The sequence below is a fragment of the Kluyvera huaxiensis genome, assembly GCF_040149365.1.
In the GTDB taxonomy this organism is placed as follows: domain Bacteria; phylum Pseudomonadota; class Gammaproteobacteria; order Enterobacterales; family Enterobacteriaceae; genus Kluyvera; species Kluyvera intermedia_A.
The window spans coordinates 13,974-34,716 of record NZ_JBEFLV010000016.1; the positions used below are offsets into that span (position 1 = coordinate 13,974).

General features: G+C 51.4%; 18 protein-coding genes. 9 read left to right on the forward strand and 9 right to left on the reverse strand.

All coding sequences use genetic code 11. The features are described 5' to 3' along the window. Positions 1 to 202: 202 nt before the first annotated feature. Complete coding sequence (glnA, locus tag ABOC97_RS16265; protein WP_349599681.1) at positions 203 to 1,612, reverse strand: glutamate--ammonia ligase; 1,410 nt, start codon at positions 1,610 to 1,612, stop codon at positions 203 to 205. Positions 1,613 to 1,991: 379 nt separating this feature from the next. Here glnA and typA point away from each other — a divergent pair, with 379 nt between their 5' ends. The 4 genes from typA (at position 1,992) to ABOC97_RS16285 (ending at position 7,099) form a co-directional block, all read left to right on the forward strand. Continuing rightward, positions 1,992 to 3,815 (forward strand): ribosome-dependent GTPase TypA, encoded by a 1,824-nt coding sequence (gene typA / locus ABOC97_RS16270; protein WP_061284807.1) that lies wholly within the window; start codon positions 1,992 to 1,994, stop codon positions 3,813 to 3,815. A 215-nt stretch (positions 3,816 to 4,030) separates the two neighbouring features. Further along, on the forward strand, positions 4,031 to 4,741 hold the full coding sequence (locus tag ABOC97_RS16275; protein ID WP_349599684.1) for a GntR family transcriptional regulator: 711 nt from the start codon (positions 4,031 to 4,033) through the stop codon (positions 4,739 to 4,741). Positions 4,742 to 4,748: 7 nt separating this feature from the next. Beyond that, on the forward strand, positions 4,749 to 5,729 hold the full coding sequence (locus tag ABOC97_RS16280) for a sugar phosphate isomerase/epimerase family protein (protein ID WP_349599687.1): 981 nt from the start codon (positions 4,749 to 4,751) through the stop codon (positions 5,727 to 5,729). A gap of 104 nt (positions 5,730 to 5,833) precedes the next feature. Further along, complete coding sequence (locus ABOC97_RS16285) at positions 5,834 to 7,099, forward strand: MFS transporter (protein WP_349599689.1); 1,266 nt, start codon at positions 5,834 to 5,836, stop codon at positions 7,097 to 7,099. Positions 7,100 to 7,170: 71 nt separating this feature from the next. Here ABOC97_RS16285 and ompL read toward each other — a convergent pair whose 3' ends face one another. The 8 genes from ompL to yihU all read right to left on the reverse strand — a co-directional run bounded on the left by ompL (position 7,171) and on the right by yihU (position 16,798). Next, a complete protein-coding gene (ompL, locus tag ABOC97_RS16290; RefSeq protein WP_349599692.1) occupies positions 7,171 to 7,863 on the reverse strand; it encodes a porin OmpL in 693 nt (230 codons plus the stop codon). A 67-nt stretch (positions 7,864 to 7,930) separates the two neighbouring features. Next, on the reverse strand, positions 7,931 to 9,349 hold the full coding sequence (locus tag ABOC97_RS16295; RefSeq protein ID WP_349599695.1) for an MFS transporter: 1,419 nt from the start codon (positions 9,347 to 9,349) through the stop codon (positions 7,931 to 7,933). Positions 9,350 to 9,394: 45 nt separating this feature from the next. Then, a complete protein-coding gene (locus tag ABOC97_RS16300; RefSeq protein WP_349599698.1) occupies positions 9,395 to 10,777 on the reverse strand; it encodes an MFS transporter in 1,383 nt (460 codons plus the stop codon). 45 nt (positions 10,778 to 10,822) lie between these two features. Next, entirely contained in the window at positions 10,823 to 12,841 is a 2,019-nt protein-coding gene (locus ABOC97_RS16305; RefSeq protein WP_349599700.1) for an alpha-glucosidase, read from the reverse strand. A 29-nt stretch (positions 12,842 to 12,870) separates the two neighbouring features. Further along, the gene (locus ABOC97_RS16310) at positions 12,871 to 13,734 is read right to left on the reverse strand and encodes an aldose-1-epimerase (RefSeq protein WP_349599702.1); all 864 of its coding nucleotides are present in this window, start codon (positions 13,732 to 13,734) and stop codon (positions 12,871 to 12,873) included. Between the two features lie 17 nt (positions 13,735 to 13,751). Then, the gene (yihS, locus tag ABOC97_RS16315) at positions 13,752 to 14,993 is read right to left on the reverse strand and encodes a sulfoquinovose isomerase (protein ID WP_349599705.1); all 1,242 of its coding nucleotides are present in this window, start codon (positions 14,991 to 14,993) and stop codon (positions 13,752 to 13,754) included. A gap of 15 nt (positions 14,994 to 15,008) precedes the next feature. Further along, positions 15,009 to 15,884, reverse strand: coding sequence for a sulfofructosephosphate aldolase (gene yihT, locus ABOC97_RS16320; RefSeq protein WP_349599708.1), 876 nt, complete (start codon positions 15,882 to 15,884; stop codon positions 15,009 to 15,011). 29 nt (positions 15,885 to 15,913) lie between these two features. Further along, positions 15,914 to 16,798, reverse strand: a complete 885-nt coding sequence (gene yihU / locus ABOC97_RS16325) for a sulfolactaldehyde 3-reductase (protein WP_349599711.1) — start codon at positions 16,796 to 16,798, stop codon at positions 15,914 to 15,916. 162 nt (positions 16,799 to 16,960) lie between these two features. Between yihU and ABOC97_RS16330 the strand changes: the two genes are divergently transcribed. The 5 genes from ABOC97_RS16330 to dtd all read left to right on the forward strand — a co-directional run bounded on the left by ABOC97_RS16330 (position 16,961) and on the right by dtd (position 20,715). Then, positions 16,961 to 17,857 (forward strand): sugar kinase, encoded by an 897-nt coding sequence (locus tag ABOC97_RS16330; RefSeq protein WP_349599714.1) that lies wholly within the window; start codon positions 16,961 to 16,963, stop codon positions 17,855 to 17,857. 34 nt (positions 17,858 to 17,891) lie between these two features. Beyond that, entirely contained in the window at positions 17,892 to 18,695 is an 804-nt protein-coding gene (locus ABOC97_RS16335; RefSeq protein ID WP_349599716.1) for a DeoR/GlpR family DNA-binding transcription regulator, read from the forward strand. Between the two features lie 126 nt (positions 18,696 to 18,821). Next, entirely contained in the window at positions 18,822 to 19,421 is a 600-nt protein-coding gene (gene yihX / locus ABOC97_RS16340; RefSeq protein WP_349599719.1) for a glucose-1-phosphatase, read from the forward strand. Next, positions 19,415 to 20,275: a virulence factor BrkB family protein gene (locus tag ABOC97_RS16345; RefSeq protein WP_349599722.1), complete on the forward strand. Its 861-nt coding sequence runs from the start codon at positions 19,415 to 19,417 to the stop codon at positions 20,273 to 20,275. The genes yihX and ABOC97_RS16345 overlap by 7 nt, the downstream gene beginning before the upstream one ends. 2 nt (positions 20,276 to 20,277) lie before the next feature. Beyond that, a complete protein-coding gene (gene dtd / locus ABOC97_RS16350; protein ID WP_061284810.1) occupies positions 20,278 to 20,715 on the forward strand; it encodes a D-aminoacyl-tRNA deacylase in 438 nt (145 codons plus the stop codon). The last annotated feature ends 28 nt before the right edge of the window (positions 20,716 to 20,743 follow it).

Here is a 20,743-nt window from a genome sequence, read left to right on the forward strand (position 1 = left end):
CAGTCTCCTGAAAAGGCTTGCACTGTTTTAGTGCAGTATAGCTTTTAATTGATAAAAAGCGCGAAAGATCAGTTCGTTGGTGGAGAAAAAAGCCCATCCTGAGATGGGCTGAAAGTTTCCACGGCAACTCAATTCCAGGTGTTGCGCCAGAGCCTGTTGGCCATGGCGCGACGTCAGCTGGACAGTACAACTCAAATTTCGATTAAACGCTGTAGTACAGCTCAAACTCTACCGGGTGCGGCGTCATGCGTACGCGGTCGTTTTCTTCAATACGCAGACCGATGTAAGCGTCGATAGCTTCATCAGTGAATACGCCGCCAGCCGTCAGGAACTCACGGTCTGCGTCCAGCGCATTCAGTGCTTCTTCCAGAGAACCTGCAACCTGTGGGATCTCTTTCGCTTCTTCCGGCGGCAGGTCGTACAGGTTTTTGTCCATGGCTTCGCCAGGGTGGATTTTGTTCTTGATACCGTCGAGGCCCGCCATCAGCAGTGCTGCGAAGCACAGGTATGGGTTAGCCGCTGGGTCCGGGAAGCGCACTTCGATACGACGCGCTTTCGGAGAAGCAACCACTGGGATACGGATGGAAGCAGAACGGTTACGGGCAGAGTAAGCCAGCATAACTGGTGCTTCGTAGCCTGGGACCAGACGCTTGTAAGAGTTGGTGGTTGGGTTCGCCAGGGCGTTGATCGCTTTAGCGTGTTTGATAACACCACCGATGTAGAACAGCGCTTGCTCAGACAGGCCTGCGTATTTGTCGCCGGAGAACAGGTTTACGCCGTTCTTGGACAGAGACATGTGGCAGTGCATACCGGAACCGTTGTCGCCAAACATTGGTTTTGGCATGAAGGTTGCGGTTTTACCGAAGCGGTGAGCAACGTTGTGTACAACGTATTTGTAGATCTGAATTTCGTCCGCTTTTTTGGTCATGGTGTTAAAGCGGGTGGCGATTTCGTTCTGACCCGCAGTCGCCACTTCGTGGTGATGCGCTTCAACGACCAGGCCCATTTCTTCCATGATCAGACACATGGTAGAACGGATGTCCTGGGAAGAATCGACCGGAGGAACCGGGAAGTAACCGCCTTTCACGCCTGGACGGTGACCTTTGTTACCACCTTCGTATTTGGTGGAGGAGTTCCATGCGCCTTCGATATCATCGATAGCCACGTGGGAACCAGAGATGGACGCACCGAAACGAATGTCATCAAACAGGAAGAATTCTGGCTCTGGCCCGAACAGAACGGTGTCCGCGATGCCGGTAGCGCGCAGATATTCTTCAGCACGTTTAGCAATGGAGCGCGGGTCACGGTCGTAGCCCTGCAGCGTACCTGGTTCCAGGATGTCGCAACGAATGATCAGGGTAGACTCTTCAAAGAACGGGTCAATGAGCGCAGTAGAAGCATCTGGCATCAGAACCATGTCTGATTCGTTAATGCCTTTCCAGCCGCCGATTGAGGAGCCGTCAAACATTTTGCCTTCTTCAAAGAATTCGGCATTTACCTGATGAGCAGGAATAGTGACGTGCTGTTCTTTACCTTTGGTATCGGTGAAGCGCAAATCGACAAACTTCACTTCGTGCTCGTTCAGCATCGTCAAAACGTGTTCAGCGGACATACTTAACATCTCCCGGATTTATCATTGTCGTCGTGGTAACGAGGTCTTCAATCACTGCTTAAAGTGGCGTTGTTGCCCTAAAAAATATAAAGCGAAATCTGTGCCAACTTTTAAATTACCCCCAAAAGGCGTTATCATGCGCACCATAGTGCAAAAGGGCTGCACCACGATAGCTTGTTTGCACCATTATAGTGCTTATCTGTGATTGTTGAGCACCATATTGGTGCAAATTGCGATTAGGTGCCCTTTTTATGCTCCGTGAAAGCGATCACAAAGAAACTCTGCAATACTTGTTTGCGGAGGATCTCTGTGATCCTGTTTTGTAGTGCGATTAATCCGTGTACAATAACGCGCTATTTCTAATGCCCGAGGCAAAGTTGTGATCGAAAATTTGCGTAACATCGCCATCATCGCGCACGTTGACCATGGTAAGACTACCCTGGTTGATAAGCTGCTCCAGCAATCCGGTACGTTTGATGCGCGTGCTGAAACACAAGAGCGTGTGATGGACTCCAACGATTTGGAGAAAGAGCGTGGGATTACCATCCTCGCGAAAAACACCGCAATCAAATGGAATGATTACCGTATCAACATCGTTGATACCCCAGGGCACGCCGACTTCGGTGGTGAAGTTGAGCGCGTCATGTCTATGGTTGACTCCGTGCTGCTGGTTGTTGATGCAATGGATGGCCCGATGCCGCAGACGCGCTTCGTGACCAAAAAAGCATTTGCCCACGGTCTGAAGCCGATCGTCGTTATCAACAAAGTTGACCGTCCGGGCGCACGTCCTGATTGGGTTGTTGACCAGGTATTTGACCTGTTCGTTAACCTTGACGCGACCGACGAACAGCTCGACTTCCCTATCATTTATGCTTCCGCGCTGAATGGTATTGCGGGTGTTGATCACGAAGATATGGCGGAAGACATGACCCCGCTGTATCAGGCGATTGTTGACCACGTACCGGCTCCAGACGTAGACCTGGATGGCCCGCTGCAGATGCAAATCTCCCAGTTGGACTACAACAACTACGTTGGTGTTATCGGTATCGGCCGTATCAAACGCGGTAAAGTGAAACCAAACCAGCAGATCACTATCATTGATAGCGAAGGCAAAACCCGTAACGGTAAAGTCGGTAAAGTTCTGACCCACCTGGGTCTGGAACGTATCGACAGCGACCTGGCGGAAGCTGGCGATATCATCGCGATCACTGGTCTGGGCGAGCTGAACATCTCCGACACCATCTGCGACCCGCAGAATGTTGAAGCGCTGCCAGCGCTGTCCGTAGATGAGCCAACCGTAACCATGTTCTTCAACGTAAACACCTCTCCATTCTGTGGTAAAGAAGGTAAATACGTTACTTCTCGTCAGATTCTTGACCGTCTGAAGAAAGAACTGGTACACAACGTGGCACTGCGCGTTGAAGAAACCGAAGACGCCGATGCGTTCCGCGTTTCTGGCCGTGGTGAACTGCACCTGTCCGTTCTGATTGAAAACATGCGTCGTGAAGGTTTCGAAATGGCGGTTTCCCGCCCGAAAGTAATCTTCCGCGAAATCGATGGCCGTAAACAAGAGCCATTCGAAAACGTAACGCTGGACGTCGAAGAGCAGCACCAGGGTTCTGTCATGCAGGCACTGGGTGAGCGTAAAGGCGACCTGAAAAACATGAATCCAGACGGAAAAGGCCGCGTACGTCTCGACTACGTGATTCCTAGCCGTGGTCTGATCGGCTTCCGTTCAGAATTCATGACCATGACCTCCGGTACCGGTCTGCTGTACTCCACCTTCAGCCACTACGACGACGTTCGTCCGGGTGAAGTGGGCCAGCGTCAGAACGGCGTTCTGATCTCCAACGGCCAGGGTAAAGCAGTTGCGTTCGCACTGTTCAGCCTGCAGGACCGCGGTAAGCTGTTCCTGGGTCACGGTGCAGAAGTTTATGAAGGCCAGATCATCGGTATTCACAGCCGTTCTAACGACCTGACTGTAAACTGCCTGACCGGTAAGAAACTGACCAACATGCGTGCTTCCGGTACTGACGAAGCAACCACGCTGGTCCCAGCTCAGAAAATGACTCTGGAGCAAGCTCTGGAATTCATCGATGATGACGAACTGGTAGAAGTAACACCAACTTCTATCCGTATCCGTAAACGTCACCTGACTGAAAACGATCGCAAACGTGCGAACCGTGGTCCTAAAGAAGATTAATTTCTCTCTTTAGCGGATACAAAAACCTGCCAGCGATGGCAGGTTTTTTTTTGCCTTGTGGCTGGCACGGAGTATTTCTATTCCCATGTTTGGTTGTGGCTACTTCTTAAGAGAGGTTTGTCACAATTATCCGCAAAGTTCCGCGACGCTATTTGCGTTCTTTTTTCCCGTGAGCGTAAGATGCATCATCTGGTTTAAACCAAAAGGGTTAAACAATGACGGCGAATCAGTCAACCGTTGAAAATGCGAAAGAGAAGTTAGACCAGTGGTTAAAAGATGGCATCACCACGCCGGGCGGCAAACTCCCCTCGGAAAGAGAACTGGGAGAGCTGCTTGGCATTAAGCGTATGACGCTGCGTCAGGCGCTGCTGAACCTCGAGGCAGAGTCAAAGATATTCCGTAAGGACCGCAAAGGCTGGTTCGTAACGCAAGCGCGGTTTAACTACAGCCCGGAATTGTCTGCCAGTTTCCAGCGTGCGGCGATTGAACAAGGGAGAGAACCTTCCTGGGGATTCACGGAGAAAAGCCGTGTGAGTGACCTTCCGGAAATGGTACTCCCACTGACGTCTGCGATGCCTTCCGACGAACTCTACCGGGTGACGGGCTGGGGGGCACTGGAAGGACATAAAGTTTTCTATCATGAAACGTTTATTAATCCTGAAGTCGCACCGGGTTTTATTGATCAGCTTGAGAACTACTCTTTTTCTTCCGTCTGGGAAAAGTGCTATCAAAAAACGACGGTTGTAAAAAAACTGGTATTCAAACCCGTCAGAATGCCGGGCGATATCAGTAAATACCTTGGCGGTTCTGCCGGTATGCCCGCTATTTTGATTGAAAAGCATCGAGCTGACCAGGATGGCAATATTGTACAAATAGACATTGAATATTGGCGGTTTGAGGCAGTTGACCTCATCATTAATCTGTAGGTGTTTTATGCTCACAATAAATAATGCTAGAAAGATTTTACAACGTGTCGATGACCTTCCTCTTTATCTTCACGCTTACGCGTTTCATTTAAATATGCGCCTGGAGCGGGTATTACCTAATGATTTGCTGGATATTGCATATGCAAACAAATTACGTGGAGTGAAAATTCATGTGCTGGACGGCGAGCGTTTCGCGCTTGAGAACATGAACGACAGCGAACTTTCAGCCTTTGGGGATAAAGCGCGCAAACTCAAACTTGATGTTCATATTGAAACCAGTGCTTCAGATAAAAAATCTATCGACCAGGCTGCAACCATTGCCTTAAAAACCGGTGCTTCATCGGTCCGCTTTTACCCGCGTTATGAAGGTCATTTGCAGGAAGTGATGTCAGTGATTGCGGGTGATATTGCCTATCTTCGCGACGCTTATCAGAACAGCGGCCTAACCTTCACTATTGAGCAACACGAAGATCTGACAAGCCATGAATTGGTCTCGCTTATCAAGGAAAGTGGGATGGAATCACTCTCCTTACTGTTTGATTTTGCGAACATGATCAATGCGAACGAGCGTCCTCTGGATGCGCTGAAAACCATGTCTCCCCATATTACCCAGGTGCATATTAAAGATGCGCTGATCGTTCAGGAAGAAGGTGGGTTGGGTCATAAAGCCTGTATTTCTGGTCAGGGTGAGATGCCATTCCAGGCCCTGTTAACTGACCTTATTTGTTTGGGCGACGAGCAACCGCAGGTGATGGCTTACGGTCTGGAGGAAGAAGTAGATTATTATGCACCTGCTTTTCGTTTTGAGCACGAGGGTGACAATCCGTGGATCCCTTATCGTCAAATGAGTGAAACACCGTTACCTGAAGCCAGTGTGCTGGAAGCGCGATTGCTCAAAGAAAAAGAGGATGCCGTCAATCAGATAAAATATGTTCGTTGCGTCCTGCAACAAATAAAAAAAGAGGCGGAACATCTGCTCACTAATTAATAACATTTAAATTCACTCGCCGTTAGTAAAAACCATTCTATGTGAATGGCCGGTATCCTATTGCCTTAAATTCAGTGATTCTAAAAGATCGCTTAGGGGATGTTATGCTCACGAAAAAGAAATGGGCGTTATTTAGTCTATTAACGCTGTGTGGCGGTACAATTTATAAATTACCCTCATTGAAGGATGCATTTTATATACCGATGCAGGAATACTTCCATTTAACCAATGGTCAAATTGGTAATGCGATGTCGGTAAACTCATTTGTTACCACGGTCGGTTTTTTCCTGTCCATTTATTTTGCCGATAAGTTGCCGCGCAAATACACCATGTCTTTTTCGCTGATTGCGACCGGGTTGTTGGGTATCTATTTGACAACCATGCCGGGCTATTGGGGCATCCTCTTTGTCTGGGCATTGTTTGGTGTGACCTGCGACATGATGAACTGGCCGGTGTTGCTGAAATCGGTGAGCCGGTTGGGTAATAGTGAACAGCAAGGGCGCCTGTTCGGCTTCTTTGAAACCGGCCGGGGAATTGTTGATACCGTGGTCGCGTTTTCCGCGCTGGCCGTCTTTGCCTGGTTTGGCAGCGGTTTGTTAGGGTTCAAAGCGGGTATCTGGTTCTATTCCATCATTGTGATGGCGGTCGGTGTCATCATCTTCTTTGTGCTGAATGACAAAGAAGAAGGCCCCGCGCTTGAGGTGAAAAAGGACGACGATGAGCCTAAAAACACCAGTATGTCCTCGGTGTTGAAGGATAAAACCATCTGGCTTATCGCCTTCAACGTCTTCTTTGTCTATGCCGTTTACTGCGGTTTGACCTTCTTCATTCCGTTCCTGAAGAACATCTATATGCTGCCAGTGGCGCTGGTGGGCGCGTATGGCATCATTAACCAATATTGCCTGAAAATGATTGGCGGGCCGATTGGCGGCATGATTTCCGATAAAATTCTGAAATCACCGAGTAAATATTTGTTCTATACCTTTATGATCAGCACCGTCGCGCTGGTGCTGTTAATTATGCTGCCTCACGAAAGCATGCCGGTTTATTTAGGGATGATGTGTACGTTGGGCTTTGGCGCTATCGTTTTCACTCAGCGTGCGGTCTTCTTTGCACCAATTGGTGAGGCGAAAATTGCTGAAAACCAGACCGGTGCCGCCATGGCGCTAGGCAGTTTTATCGGCTATGCCCCGGCGATGTTCTGCTTCAGTCTTTACGGCTACATTCTGGATTTGAATCCGGGTATCGTGGGCTACAAAATCGTCTTTGGCATTATGGCCTGCTTCGCGCTTTGCGGTGCAGTAGTTTCGGTGATGCTGGTTAAGCGTATTAACCAAAGGAAGAAAATGCAGGAAGCGACACCGGCGTGATGTGATTTGGATTCAGCCTGGTAAGGAAAAGCCGCTGAATATCAGCGGCTTTCTCATCGACGTCATCTTGCTTAGAAGAAATATTTTGCCCCAATACGAATCTGGTTTTGCTCCCGGTGATAGGGCTCCACATTACGATCTAACCAGCGCAATTCAAGATAGGGTAGCCAATTTTCATTGATTCGATACTTAAAGGTATTGGTAATTTCCCAATGATGGTCTTTACCGTTACTACTATTAAAGTCATTTACTCGCATGAAGTAATGTGGTTCAAAAGTATAGAAGAACTTATCAGTAATGCTGAAGTTCCAGTAGTTGCCGATCTCATAGGTATCGTTGTTATCCTGATCGCCATTTAAATCGGTTGAGCTGTAGTTATTATGGTTATACCGGTTACGAACCGTGAGATTAAACCATTGGGTGAATTTATAATTAACATCCAGATAAACCGCACCGCCAGACCCAATGCTTTTATCATTTATTAACCCACCGGGTTGGATAGTTAATTTGTCAGTCGGTTTAAATAAAGGGTACCAGCCTTCAATTTCGTTATACCCATGCTTTAGTTCATCTTTACGTTGCATTGTATAGGTGTTAGTCAGCATGATTCCTGCACCCATATCAGAGTTATAGCCAACGCGTAGCATGAACTCCATCTGATCGGACGCCAGATTATAGGCTTCGCGGTTTTCCACGTAGGCACCGGCAAAAACAGAGGTTGAGACAATAGAGGATAAAAGAATCATTTTATTTAAATTTTTCATCGTAAATCCATTTTTTAAGCGTAGGGAGGCCGCTATCCATTTAGATAGATTAAGCGGCAATTATTTTTTATATTTCAGCAGTAGATATGCTGTTATGGTTTTTAATTTCTGGCTGTCGTTTGTTTATTTTTCTTTGTGCTATTTCCTCAATAATAAAGGCAAAGCGTGATTCATTTAATTTATAAAACAAACCCATCGTGAATGCAGCGATAATAGCTAACCCACAGGGCCAAAGGAAAATTAGCTGCCGTAAACCAAGCAACGTGGTATCGCTTTGGACAATGTTGGGAATATAGCCAATTTGCGTGAGCATAATTCCCGGTAGAAAACCCGCAAGAGCGGCAGAAATCTTGCGAGAGAAGGTATAGCCGGTGTAGACCGAACCCTCAGCGCGGATCCCCGTTTTCCATTCGCCGTAATCAACCGTATCCGGGACCAACGCCCAGTTCAGGCTGTTAACGAAAGCAGTGCCGAAAAATGCTATGCATGAGAACATCACAAATAAGAGTGACGTGCTGCCCCAGATAAAGTTCAGTACATCACCTACCGCCCACATAGCCAGGCCGCCGAGATAAACCTGTTTTTTCCCAAAGCGTTTTACCGCCGTAGGCACCAGCAATACCCCAAACAGAATGCAGCCCATACTGAAGAACCCCATCCACGATAGAAGGTGGATATCGTTAAGCACGTATTGGGTGTAGTAAACCTGAATTGCGAGCTTGATGTTAAATGCAGCCAGCGTACACAGGTTAGCAATACACAACACCAATAGCGGAGGGTTGCGGAAAATGGCACAGAATGATTTGAGAATGCTCGGTTTGTGATGGGCTGGTACCATCTCGATATAACGTTCTTTCACTCCCTTAAAGCACCACCACATACTGAATAGCCCACAGACAGAAAAGATCAGAGCCGCAATCAGATAGCCGAGAGAAGGTGAGTGAGTAAACAAGGCCTGAATCGGCATAAATCCAACGGTGCACAGCAGCAAACCGAGCGTTGCGCCTCCCTGTCGCCATGCGGCAAGTTCGGCCCGCTGGTGGGGGTTTTTGGTGATGGCGGGCACCATTGCTCCGTACGAGCAGTTCATCAAGCTATAAAACAAGCCAAACAGCATAAACAGCACCGTTGCCAGCGCGGTTTTAATCGTCAGCGTGAAATCCGTCGCTAAAAATTGCGCCGTAGCGACAAGTGTGACGGGAAATGAGGCGTACAGGATAAATGGTCTGAATTTTCCCTTTGCGCCAATGTGACGCCGTGAATCCAGCAGAACCCCTGTCAGCATATCAGTAAAGGCCGTGAAGAATTTCGCCACCAGAAAGATAACTCCGCCATAGTACGCGGGCATCCCCAGTTCATCGGTATAAAACTTCAGCAGATACAGCGTACCGATACACAGCATCAGGTTTGAACCGAAGTCACCTAACCCGTAGGCGCACTTTTCTTTCAGGCTCAGTTTCAGCGTGAGTGGATCGTGGTCAGGCATAATTGCCTCTCAAAACGCCCCGAAGGGCGTTGCTTGTTATGGTTATTAAGCTGTTTGCTTCCGGGCTTCAATTTCTTCAACGATGCGAACATACATTTTTTCATTGAGATTGTAGAAGCAGCCCATCGCCACAATGGTGGCGACCGCCAGGGCGCACGGATAAATGAAAATCAGCTGACGTAATCCCTCGACAGTTCCCGCTGACTGGACGACGTTAGGAACGTAGCCAATCTGAGTTAGCATCCAGCCGGGGAAGAACCCAGCCAATGCCTGAGAGACTTTACGAAAGAAGGTAAACCCCGTGTAGACCGTGCCTTCAGAACGCACGCCGGTTCGCCACTCGCCGTACTCGACCGTATCGGAGACCAGCGCCCAGTTCAGGCTATTGACAAATGCCGAGCCAAAGAAAGCCAGACAGGAGAAAGCGACAAAGCTGACCGACCCACCGCCAAAGAAATAGTTGAGTAAATCGCCCGCCACCCAAATCAGCAACCCACCGATATAAACTTTTTTCTTACCAAAGCGACGGACCATTCCCGGCATTAAAAACACGCCGATAAAAATACAGCCCATGCTGAAAAAGCCCATCCATGAAAGGAGAATGGGGTCGTTAAGCACGTACTGGGTGTAATAAACCTGAATGGCGAGTTTGACGTTGAACGCGCCGAGCGTGCATAGGTTCGCGATGCAAAGAATAAACAGCGGGCGGTTCCCGGCGATAGCGCGGAAGGATTGGAGTAATCCCGGTTTTTGCGTATTGTCGAGGGGCTTACTCTCAACATAACGCTCTTTAACCCCGGCATAACACAACCACATAAAAAGCAAACCGAACAGCGAAAACAGGGTGGCGGCGAAGATGTAGCTCAGCTGCGAGTTGCCTTCGATCAGGTTCATTACCGGCACAAAACCAACGGTACACAGTAATAGCCCGAGAGTTGCGCCACCTTGTCGCCAGGCCGCAAGCGAAGCGCGCTCATCCGGGTTCTTAGTGATGGCTGGGACCATCGCCCCGTAAGAGCAGTTCATCATGCTGAAGAACAGCCCGTACAGCATAAACAGTACAGTCGCCATCACCGTTTTACCGGTGACCTCAAACGGGGTACCGACAAAGTTGGCAATCGCCAGCAAAGTAACCGGAAATGCTGCATATAGAACGAACGGACGGAATTTTCCTTTCGGGCCGATTTTGCGGCGCGAATCGAGCATGATTCCGGTACCCATATCGGTAAATGCGGTAAAAAATTTGGCGATAAGGAAAATGATACCGCCATAAGTTCCCGGTAAACCAAGGACATCGGTATAAAACTTGAGTAAATAAAGCGTTCCGATGTCCAGCAGGATATTGGAACCTAAATCACCCATCCCATAGGCAAGTTTTTCTTTGAACGGCAAGCGTAGGGTTGCCGGGTTCGAGAGAGTCTGACTCATTATTATTCTCCATGTGCCCGCGAGTCTCCCCGCGGGCGAGCCGTGTTAGAGATTGCGTAACGTGCTAAACAGCGACGCCCATTCACTCTTCGCGCGATAAAACACCGGAGGCTTGCCAATCGGCGCGTCCACGGTAATTTCGCCGCCCTGATAGGTTTCTCCGGTCCATACATTGATCCAGCTATCGTCTGGCAGATACAGAGTCCACTCGTGCTTACCCTGTTCGTGAACCGGCGCCACCAGCAGATCCTTACCTAGCAGATACTGGTATTTCAGTTCATAGGTTTGCGCATCGTCTTCGTAATGCAGGAACAGCGGACGCATCACCGGTAGGCCGCATTTCGCATTCTGGGAAACGGCCTGTTTGATATAAGGTTTCAGGGTGGTAAAGACGGCAGTCATACGGGCAAAGTGAGCAATGGTTTCGGCGTCGCCATCAAATTGCCAGTTGTCGCCGGGGCGGTTGCCTTCGTGGGTGCGCATCATTGGCGTAAAGGCGCTGAAATCACACCAGCGAAGCAGCAGTTCTTTCGTACGCTTCATTTCAAACAGCGTGGTGTAACCGCCTATGTCACTATGGTGCAAGCCGTGGCCGGTCATCGCCAGCGATAGCGCGGCAGGAACGACCGAGGCCAGGCCATCATCAAGACTCCAGTCGACGTTCTGGTCACCGGCCCACATCATGGTGGAGTACTTCTGGCTGCCGGTATAACCCGCGCGCATAAAGAACAGCGTCTCGCCGAGCTTGCCGGTTTCCTCCAGTGCTTCGTAATTGCACTTTGCCCACAGCGCAGGCCAGGCGTTATGCATAATTTCGGCGCTGACGCCGTTATGCAAATAGGTATCGGTCGGCAGATACTCACCGAAATCTGCCATCCAGCCACCGCAGCCAAGGCCAATGAGGTTTTGTTTGATGACGCCTTTGTACCACTCAAACGCTTCAGGGTTTGTCAGATCAATAACACCCGCGTAAAACTCACCAAATTCAACGTGATAATCATTTCCCTGTGCGTCTTTGGTTAGATATCCGCGTTTCGCGGCTTCAACACACAAATCGCGGTCGCTTGCGACATACGGGTTGATATAGGTGAGGTACTGCACGCCTTCATGCTTCCACTGCGCGATCCGTTCATCAAGCTGCGGGTAAAGTTCCTGATTCCACTTCCAGTTCCACATTACGCGCTTGCCGAACGAGGTCATGCGGATCCCGGACCAGTCCTGTGCCCAGATGCCGTTGACCTTTACACCGCCGTCGCGCATTGCATCGAGTTTTTGCTGACACACTTCAGTGCCACCCTGAACGCCGAGCGTCACGCCGTCATACACCCAGTCCGGCAGTTCCGGCTGGCGGCCTAACAGCGCCGTGAGTTTTTCTAGCAGATCGATGTAGGTTTGCGCACATTCGAAGCGTAGCGTGGCGTTATCTTCCCAAAAAGCCAGCTCGTGAAATTCAGGATCGCTGAAATCGAAATTCATATAGCCGCTGTTATCGACGTGGCAGTAGTACTTTTGCGTACTAACGAATGTCGGCTGTGGGAAAAAGGTCCAGTAATAGTCACCGCCGGCGTTTTCTTTGCAGTCCGCAAGCCAGGTGACATGGCTTTTTTTATTGCGCCCGACACCTTGTTCGCTGGTCCACAGTGGGAACGGTTTGCCACGCAGATCGAAATACGAGAACTGCTCACCGCAGCCGTAGATATGGTCTTCGAGTTTGGCAGCGAGGCGCAGCCAGATGCGGTTATGGGTGGCGTTATCGTTATGCAGTTTCAGCTGTAGGCGGCCCGTTTCATCCTGGTCGATGTGCAGCGTTGCGGCGGTCTCGCCGCGGGAAAAGCGAATCACCCAACCTGTGCCTTGTTTCACCACGCGGGCGTCGTTCAGGGCAATCTTCTCGTTCAGTTTATCCTTGATGCTGAAATTACCGCGGAACATCTCGATATCCGCTGTGCCAGCGCCAATCCACAGACACGGTGACTGCCGGGTGTGGCGTAAAATAAGGCGGTGTTCAAACGACAGCGCAAAGCCATCGTCGAGGAGCTGTAGTTCAGGGTGTTGCGAAGCCATTACGACCTCCGTTGTAGGGTAAGGTTTAGTTATTCGCCGCCGATAGCAAACCAAAGTTGGTGCGCTTCGCCGGGTTTTAGCTGTACGACATCGATGCCGGAATTAAATGCATCCGGTGGGCAGCTCATCGGTTCCACCGCCAGCCCTCTGCGTTCCAGCTTTTCGCCGGAATAGATCTGCAGCCAGGGCTGAGTGGCGCGCAGCCAGACCGTCAGCTCTGGGTGTGCCAGCGTCACCTGCCATGGCGTGGTGCTTTTCGGCACCCTGAAGGTGTGGTCGATCCGGGTTGCTGCGATATTCCGCCGAGTCAGGAAATCGAGCGCTTTGGTGGTGATTAGCGCCGAAGTTGTGACATCGAACTGCTCGTTTGTGGGGAGCTGTAATTCGCACTCGTCAACGCTTTGCAGGTTGCAGGTCAGATAGGGATGCACGCCTGCGCCATAGGGTGCAGCCACATCACCTATGTTATGCGTGAGGATCCGGGCGCTCAGGCCAGTCTCCTCGCTTAGTCGGTACGTCACTTCACTGGAAAGCATAAAAGGGTAGCTATAGGACGGCGGTAAAAAGGCCGATAGCGTGACGCTGGTGGCGGACTGTTCAACAATCTGCCAGTTAACCCACGCCAGTAGCCCATGAATAGCCGTATTTCCGGTACGATCGTTAATCGCTGGCTGGAGCGTTTTTCCATCGTGCTGATAACATCCACCGTTAATACGATTGGGCCATGGGATCAGCACTTTCCCCAGATGCGCCAGCGGCATTTCCTCAGGATGATGTGGAATCACCATGTGGCGCCCGCGATGCGTCAGAGAAGCTATTCCCGCGCCTACGGTGACAATTTTCGCCTGATAAACCCCGGCGCTAAGCGCAATAGTGCTACCGCTTTTATGCATGAGTGTTTCCCTCGACGTTATTTCGCCAGGCTGTCCAGTAATCCGGCTGCAACCGCAGGGGCCAGCCCCGGCGCGAGCGGTAGACGTGGGATCACCAGGCAGTGCAGCAGGTGATAAATGTCCTGCTTGCCGTCCCAGACTTTGGTGGTGACTTCGTTATTGGTGTCGAGCTCCTGCAACCACGAGCCGTTTTCATAGTCCATCAGGTATTTGATGCAGTATTCCCACCACGTCTGATACCAGGTTTCATACTGCTTCTCGCCCGTCACCGTCCATAGCGCATAAGCGGTACCCATTGCTTCCACAATCGGCCAGCGTACGCGTTCACGGACAATCGGCTTGCCGTTCCAGTCGACGGTGTAAACGATCCCGTCCGCACCATCGGGTGCCCACGCATCACGAATCGTCGCGTGGAACAGGCCTTTAGCATCTTCCAGCAGCCATTCCGGAGGCGTTTCAAAGCGGGCTTCTAGCGCCGCACGTAAATGCAGCATCAGACGGCCCCACTCGATCCAGTGGCCAGGCGTGCCGCCGTAAGCGCGGAAGCGGTGAGCCGGGTTATCTTTGTTGTAATCGCGAATCGGATTCCAGTGGGTGTCGAAATGTTCGTTAACGCGATATTCCCCTTTGCGGGCGACGTCGTGAATGATCACCGAAGCCACGCGCAGCGCGCGGTCGAGCCATTTACGGTCATGAGTTACGTCATACACAATCAGGAAGGCTTCGACGGCGTGCATGTTGGCGTTGCCGCCGCGATAGTCCTCAGTTTTACTGAAGGCTTCGTCCCAGGATTCCAGGCACATGCGTTCTTCTGCGCTCCAGAAGTACTTCTCAATGATCTCGATGGCATCATCCAGAAGCTTGCGCGCGCCGGGATGCCCTGTTGTCACAGCGCTGGCAGCCCCCAATAAAACGAAGAAGTGTTGATAACCCTGCTTGGAGGCGTCAATTACCCCTTCGTCATTTACACAGGCGTACCAGCCACCGTATTTTTTATCGCGCAGTGGGCCGTTAAGGGCGTTAATTCCATGCTCAACCAGCGCGTAAGCGCCTGGTCGCCCCATGTTGGCGGCAACGGAATAGGTGTGCAGCATACGGGCGGTGATCCACAGGTGTGTGCCCTGATCGGTTTTGATCTGCCCTTTATTGCCGAGCCAGCCGAAACCTGTCGGCACGGCGGCGTTTTTCCCAAACTCAAAAATCCTGTCCGTTTCCTGCTCAAGCCAACGATTGTGGCTCAGGGTGTTAAACCATTTCATCGGAATGTCCTTTTATTAGCGGCGGGCCATCATTTCGTCGACGATATCGCTTAAACGCTGCAATTTTGGCGCAGAGACATCGCTCAGCATCAGTTCGGTATCCGGCAGGCCGACTACCGTCGACCAGACGGCTCGCCCGGCAAGGAAGCCGGAAGCACCCGCCTGCATGGCAATACGAACGGCGCGCGGGAACAGTTTTTCGTCAACGCCCGAGGAGAGAATGACCCACGGCATGCTTATCTGATCATTCAGTTTCTGCGCGGCGGCCAGCAGCTCCGACTGGGTACCTTTGCCATATAGAGGCATCTCGACTTTGTAGAGGTCCGCACCGCTGTCGCCGAGTTCTTTCGCCGCATCCAGAATGGCTTGCTCGCGGTCAAACTTATCGCCACGGCGCGGTGGGCGAACCACGGGTTCGATAATGCTCAGTAGCCCTTGGCTATGGCAGAGCTGGTTAAATTCATGGACCATCTGCAAGCGCTGCTGCGAGTCTTCATCGCTGCGCCACAGCACCAGTAGCTTCAACGCTTTTGCGCCATCTCGTTTTAGCGCTTGGGGATCGATGTTTTTGTCTATCCTCACGCTGTCGACGGGAATGCCGTTGCCGGGGATGAAATCATCGGCGGCAACAATCGTCGCGCAGCTTTTGGCGACAGCCTGCTGTTCTAAAATCTGGCGATAGCAGAACTGCTGATCGACAAGGATGGCCGAGGCAAAAGGCGACAGAATTTTAGCGGCGTTCACTTTGAAATCGGTGAGGTGCTGGTCGGTTACTGGCCCTTTCACGCCCGCCGCCGAAAACATGGTGCGCATCGCCTCACGCTGATCAACCGCCAGCATTGCAAAACCGCCGGAAGGGCGGGCTATCTCTTTTAGGGTGTACTGCGTCATAACTAAAGTCCTTGTAGATACGTAAAAAATTAGTTGGTGATCCCGGCGCTGGCGCGGACTTGCTCCAGAATGGCAGACCAGTCTTCGCGGCCTCGCCCTGCGGCTCGAGCCTGGTTGTAAACTTCGCGAGAGGCGGCACCGAGCGGCATCGGTACGTGCAGCTGATTGGCAACGTCCAGCGCAATGCCCAGATCTTTGTGGGCCAGATCAATCATGAAAGCTGGGGAGAGGTCGCCTTTGAGGACTTTGTTCGGCCAGGTGGTGGTGAAATGGCCTTTTCCGGCGGCGGTGCCGCTCATCACCTTCAGCGCGACGTTCAGATCCAGGCCCAGCGCCTCGCAAAGCGTGGCGGCTTCTGCGGAAAGTGCATTCAGTGCAATGCTCATGTAGTTGTTGATGAGCTTTACGCGGATGCCCATGCCGGGGCCGCCCGCGTTAATCAGTTCATTACCCATCGCCATTAATATCGGCGTTGCGTGCTGTACCTGCTCTTGCGTACCGCCAGCCAGCAGCAGCAGAGTGCCGGAAATAGCGTTATCAGAGGTGCGCCCAACCGGAACATCCATCATGCTAAAACCGCGTTGGTGCATGTCAGCAATGAGTTTGTCCGTTTGCAGTGGGTGGATGGTGGACATGTCGATAACCAATGCTTCTGGCGATAAGCCTTCGCATACACCTTGTTCGCCAAACAGTACCGAACGCACCAGATCGCCATTCGGCAGCATCGTTATCACGAACTCTGCATCCTTGGCAGCTTGCGCTGGCGTTTTGGCCGCCTGTGCGCCTTTGATTTTCAGCGCGGCAACGGCCTGTGGATTCACGTCGTAAACCTGGAGCGAGTGGCCCTGCTGAAGCAAGTTGCTCGCCATGGGGGCACCCATTTGTCCGAGTCCGATAAAAGCGATGACTGACATAATTTTTCTCCCGATGGATGTCATGTTTTGTCAAAAATGTGCGTTTATGATGTCTGTTTTTGATCGTATTTGTAATTTATGGTCGAAAAATTGACAGCCGTCACTTTTTAAACAATTGGTGAAATTAAAATAGCGGCAGGTTTTAACGCTGAAGGAATAACCATGATTCGCATTGCTTGTGTCGGCATTACCGTGATGGACAGACTCTATTACGTTGGAGATCTCCCTACTGAAGGGGGAAAATATGTGGCTAATAACTATCGTGAAGTGGGCGGTGGCCCTGCCGCCACGGCCGCTGTTGCGGCGGCAAAGTTGGGCGCGAAGGTTGATTTCATCGGGCGGGTGGGCGATGACGACACCGGCACCAGCCTGTTGCAGGAACTGGAGTCGTTTGGCGTCAACACTCGCTACACAAAGCGATTTACGAATGCCCGTTCGTCGCAGTCGGCAATTGTGGTCGATGCTCGTGGTGAACGCATTATTGTCAATTACCCTAGTCCGGATTTACTGGCTGAGGCCAGCTGGCTAAACAGTATTGATTTCAGCCAGTGGGATGTGGTGCTCGCCGATGTTCGCTGGCATGAAGGTACCAAAAACGCGTTCACTCAGGCGCGGGCCGCAGGCGTAACCACCGTTCTGGACGGTGATACCACGCCGCAGGACATTTCCGATCTGGTGGCGCTGAGCGATCACGCCGTTTTTTCGGCTCCGGGTTTACGGCGATTGACGGGTGAGCAGGATCTGCTGGCGGGTTTGAAAAAATCACAAACGCTCACAAATGGTCATGTATATGTCACCAATGGTTCGGAAGGCTGTTTCTGGCTGGAAAATCAGCAGATTGCGCATCAGACCGGCTTTTCAGTCGAGGTGGTTGACACGACAGGTGCGGGGGATGTTTTCCACGGTGCATTCGCTTACAGCCTGGCGTTAGGCGAGGCTGGCGTTAAGGGTATTCGTTTTGCCAGCGCCGTGGCTGCGCTGAAATGTACCCGTCCTGGAGGGCGTGCCGGGATCCCTGACTGTGAACAAACCCGCTCTTTTTTGTCTCTTTATGTATAAAATGCGGGATGAGATGGTTTTCAGAGGACAACCCATGAGCCTTACCGAGCTGACCGGTAATCCGCGGCACGACCAGTTACTAACGCTGATTGCCGATCGCGGCTACATGAACATTGATGAACTGGCGCAGCTGCTGGATGTCTCCACTCAGACGGTTCGGCGCGATATTCGCAAGCTCAGCGAGCAGGGTTTGATCACTCGTCATCACGGTGGAGCCGGGCGTGCTTCCAGTGTGGTCAACACGGCATTCGAGCAGCGCGAAGTCTCCTGGACCGAGGAGAAAAAGGCGATTGCAGAAGCGATTGCCGATTATATTCCGGACGGCTCGACTATCTTTATCACCATCGGAACCACGGTTGAGCATGTCGCTAGAGCGCTACTCAACCATAATCATCTGCGCATTATCACTAATAGCCTGCGGGTGGCGCATATTCTCTACAAAAATCCACGCTTTGAAGTGATGGTGCCAGGCGGCACGCTGCGGGCGCACAACGGTGGGATTATTGGCCCTGCGGCGAATGCGTTCGTGTCTGGTTTCCGCGCAGATTATCTGGTGACAAGCGTTGGCGCGATTGAAAATGACGGCACCTTGCTGGAGTTTGACGTCAATGAGGCCAGCGTAGTGCAGGCGATGATGACGCATTCTCGGCATCTGCTACTGGCCGCCGATCACACCAAATATCACGCTTCGGCTGCGGTAGAAATTGGTAACGTTGCGCAGATGACCGCACTGTTTACTGATGAAGTGCCGGGAAGTGCATTACAGGGCATTCTTAAGGCTAATCAGATTGAAATCGTGCACGTCGCTGCTGGCGGAGAGGACGTCATAGAAGCCTGAAGGCTCAGAATAGACGGGTCAGTACCGTATGGCTGACTCGTGTTTTCTTCATGGGCATTTATCCTGGTAGTCAAACTCCGGCTTTCCCGCTACAGTAAAATTTCCACGGCGTGAACGGAGGCAAAAATGCTCTATATCTTTGATTTAGGTAATGTGATTGTCGACATTGATTTCAACCGTGTTCTGGGAACGTGGAGCGATCTTGCCCGCGTGCCGCTGGCCCGGCTAAAGCAGAGTTTTACCATGGGTGAGGTGTTTCATCAGCATGAGCGCGGTGAGATATCTGACGAAGAATTTGCAAAAGCCATGTGTCATGACATGGAACTCCCGCTCAGCTATGAGCAGTTTGCCCACGGCTGGCAGGCGATATTTGTCGGCCTGCGTCCCGAAGTTATCGACATCATGAACAACCTGCGTGAGCAGGGGCATCGTGTAGTTGTTCTCTCCAATACTAATGCGCTGCACACCACCTTCTGGCCGAATGAATATCCGCAAATCTACGCTGCCGCCGACCACGTTTATCTGTCTCAGGAGATGGGGATGCGTAAACCGGAAGCGAGGATTTACCAGCGGGTGCTTGAGTCTGAAGGTTTTTCTGCCGCCGATGCGGTCTTTTTTGACGATAACGCCGATAATATAGAAGGAGCTAACCAGTTGGGGATCACCAGCGTGCTGGTGACCGGGAGAGAAACCCTACCCGACTATTTTATGAAGTCGTTATGTTAAAAACCGTTCATCAAAAATGTATTCATCATACCCGGCCGCTGGTGGCGTGGAGTAAATTCCTCTGGCGGCGCATCGAAGAAGATAATATGACGACACTGGCCGGAAACCTGGCCTATGTGTCGTTACTGTCACTTGTGCCGCTGGTGGCGGTGATTTTCGCGCTATTCGCGGCATTCCCGATGTTTTCGGAAGTTAGCCTGCAGATCCGTCACTTCGTGTTTGCCAATTTTCTACCGGCGACCGGTGACGTCATTCAGCGCTATATCGAGCAGTTCGTTGCCAACTCTAGCAGGATGACCGCATTTGGCGCCTGCGGTTTGATTATTACCGCACTGCTGTTGATGTACTCTATCGACAGCGCGCTGAATACCATCTGGCGCAGCAAACGCGCGCGGCCGAAGATTTACTCGTTCGCGGTCTACTGGATGATCTTGACCCTCGGGCCATTGTTGGCCGGGGTTAGCCTGGCCATCAGTTCCTATTTACTTTCATTACGCTGGGCCAGTGAGCTACATGGCGTTATCGATAACGTATTGCGCGTCTTTCCGCTCCTGCTCTCCTGGCTGTCGTTCTGGCTGCTGTACAGCATTGTGCCCACCACGCAGGTGCCGAATCGTGATGCGGTGATTGGCGCATTGGTCGCCGCGCTGCTGCATGAATTAGGCAAAAAAGTTTTCTCCCTCTATATCACCGCTTTTCCCTCCTACCAGCTGATTTACGGCGTGCTGGCAGTGATCCCCATTTTGTTTGTCTGGGTCTACTGGACGTGGTGTATCGTCTTGCTTGGCGCAGAAATAACTGTCACTCTCGGTGAATACCGAAAATTGAAAACAGAACAACAAGAAGCAGAGTAACCATGATTGCATTAATTCAGCGCGTAACCCGTGCCAGCGTTAGCGTGGCGGATGAGGTTACTGGGGAAATCGGCCTTGGGCTGCTGGTGCTGCTGGGCGTAGAGAGAGACGACGACGAACAAAAGGCCAACCGCCTCTGCGAGCGCGTGTTGGGATACCGAATCTTCAGTGATGCTGACGGCAAAATGAACCTCAACGTGAAGCAGGCGGGGGGCAGCGTGCTGGTGGTATCGCAATTTACGCTGGCAGCCGATACCGAACGCGGTATGCGCCCTGGTTTCTCGAAAGGTGCCGCGCCCGACAGAGCTGAAGCGCTATATGAATATTTTGTTGAGCGTTGCCGCCAACAGGAAATGAACACCCAAACAGGACGATTTGCTGCAGATATGCAGGTGTCGCTGGTCAACGATGGCCCGGTCACGTTCTGGTTGCAGGTATGAGCCCACTTCCCGGTAGAACGCGGGGGAC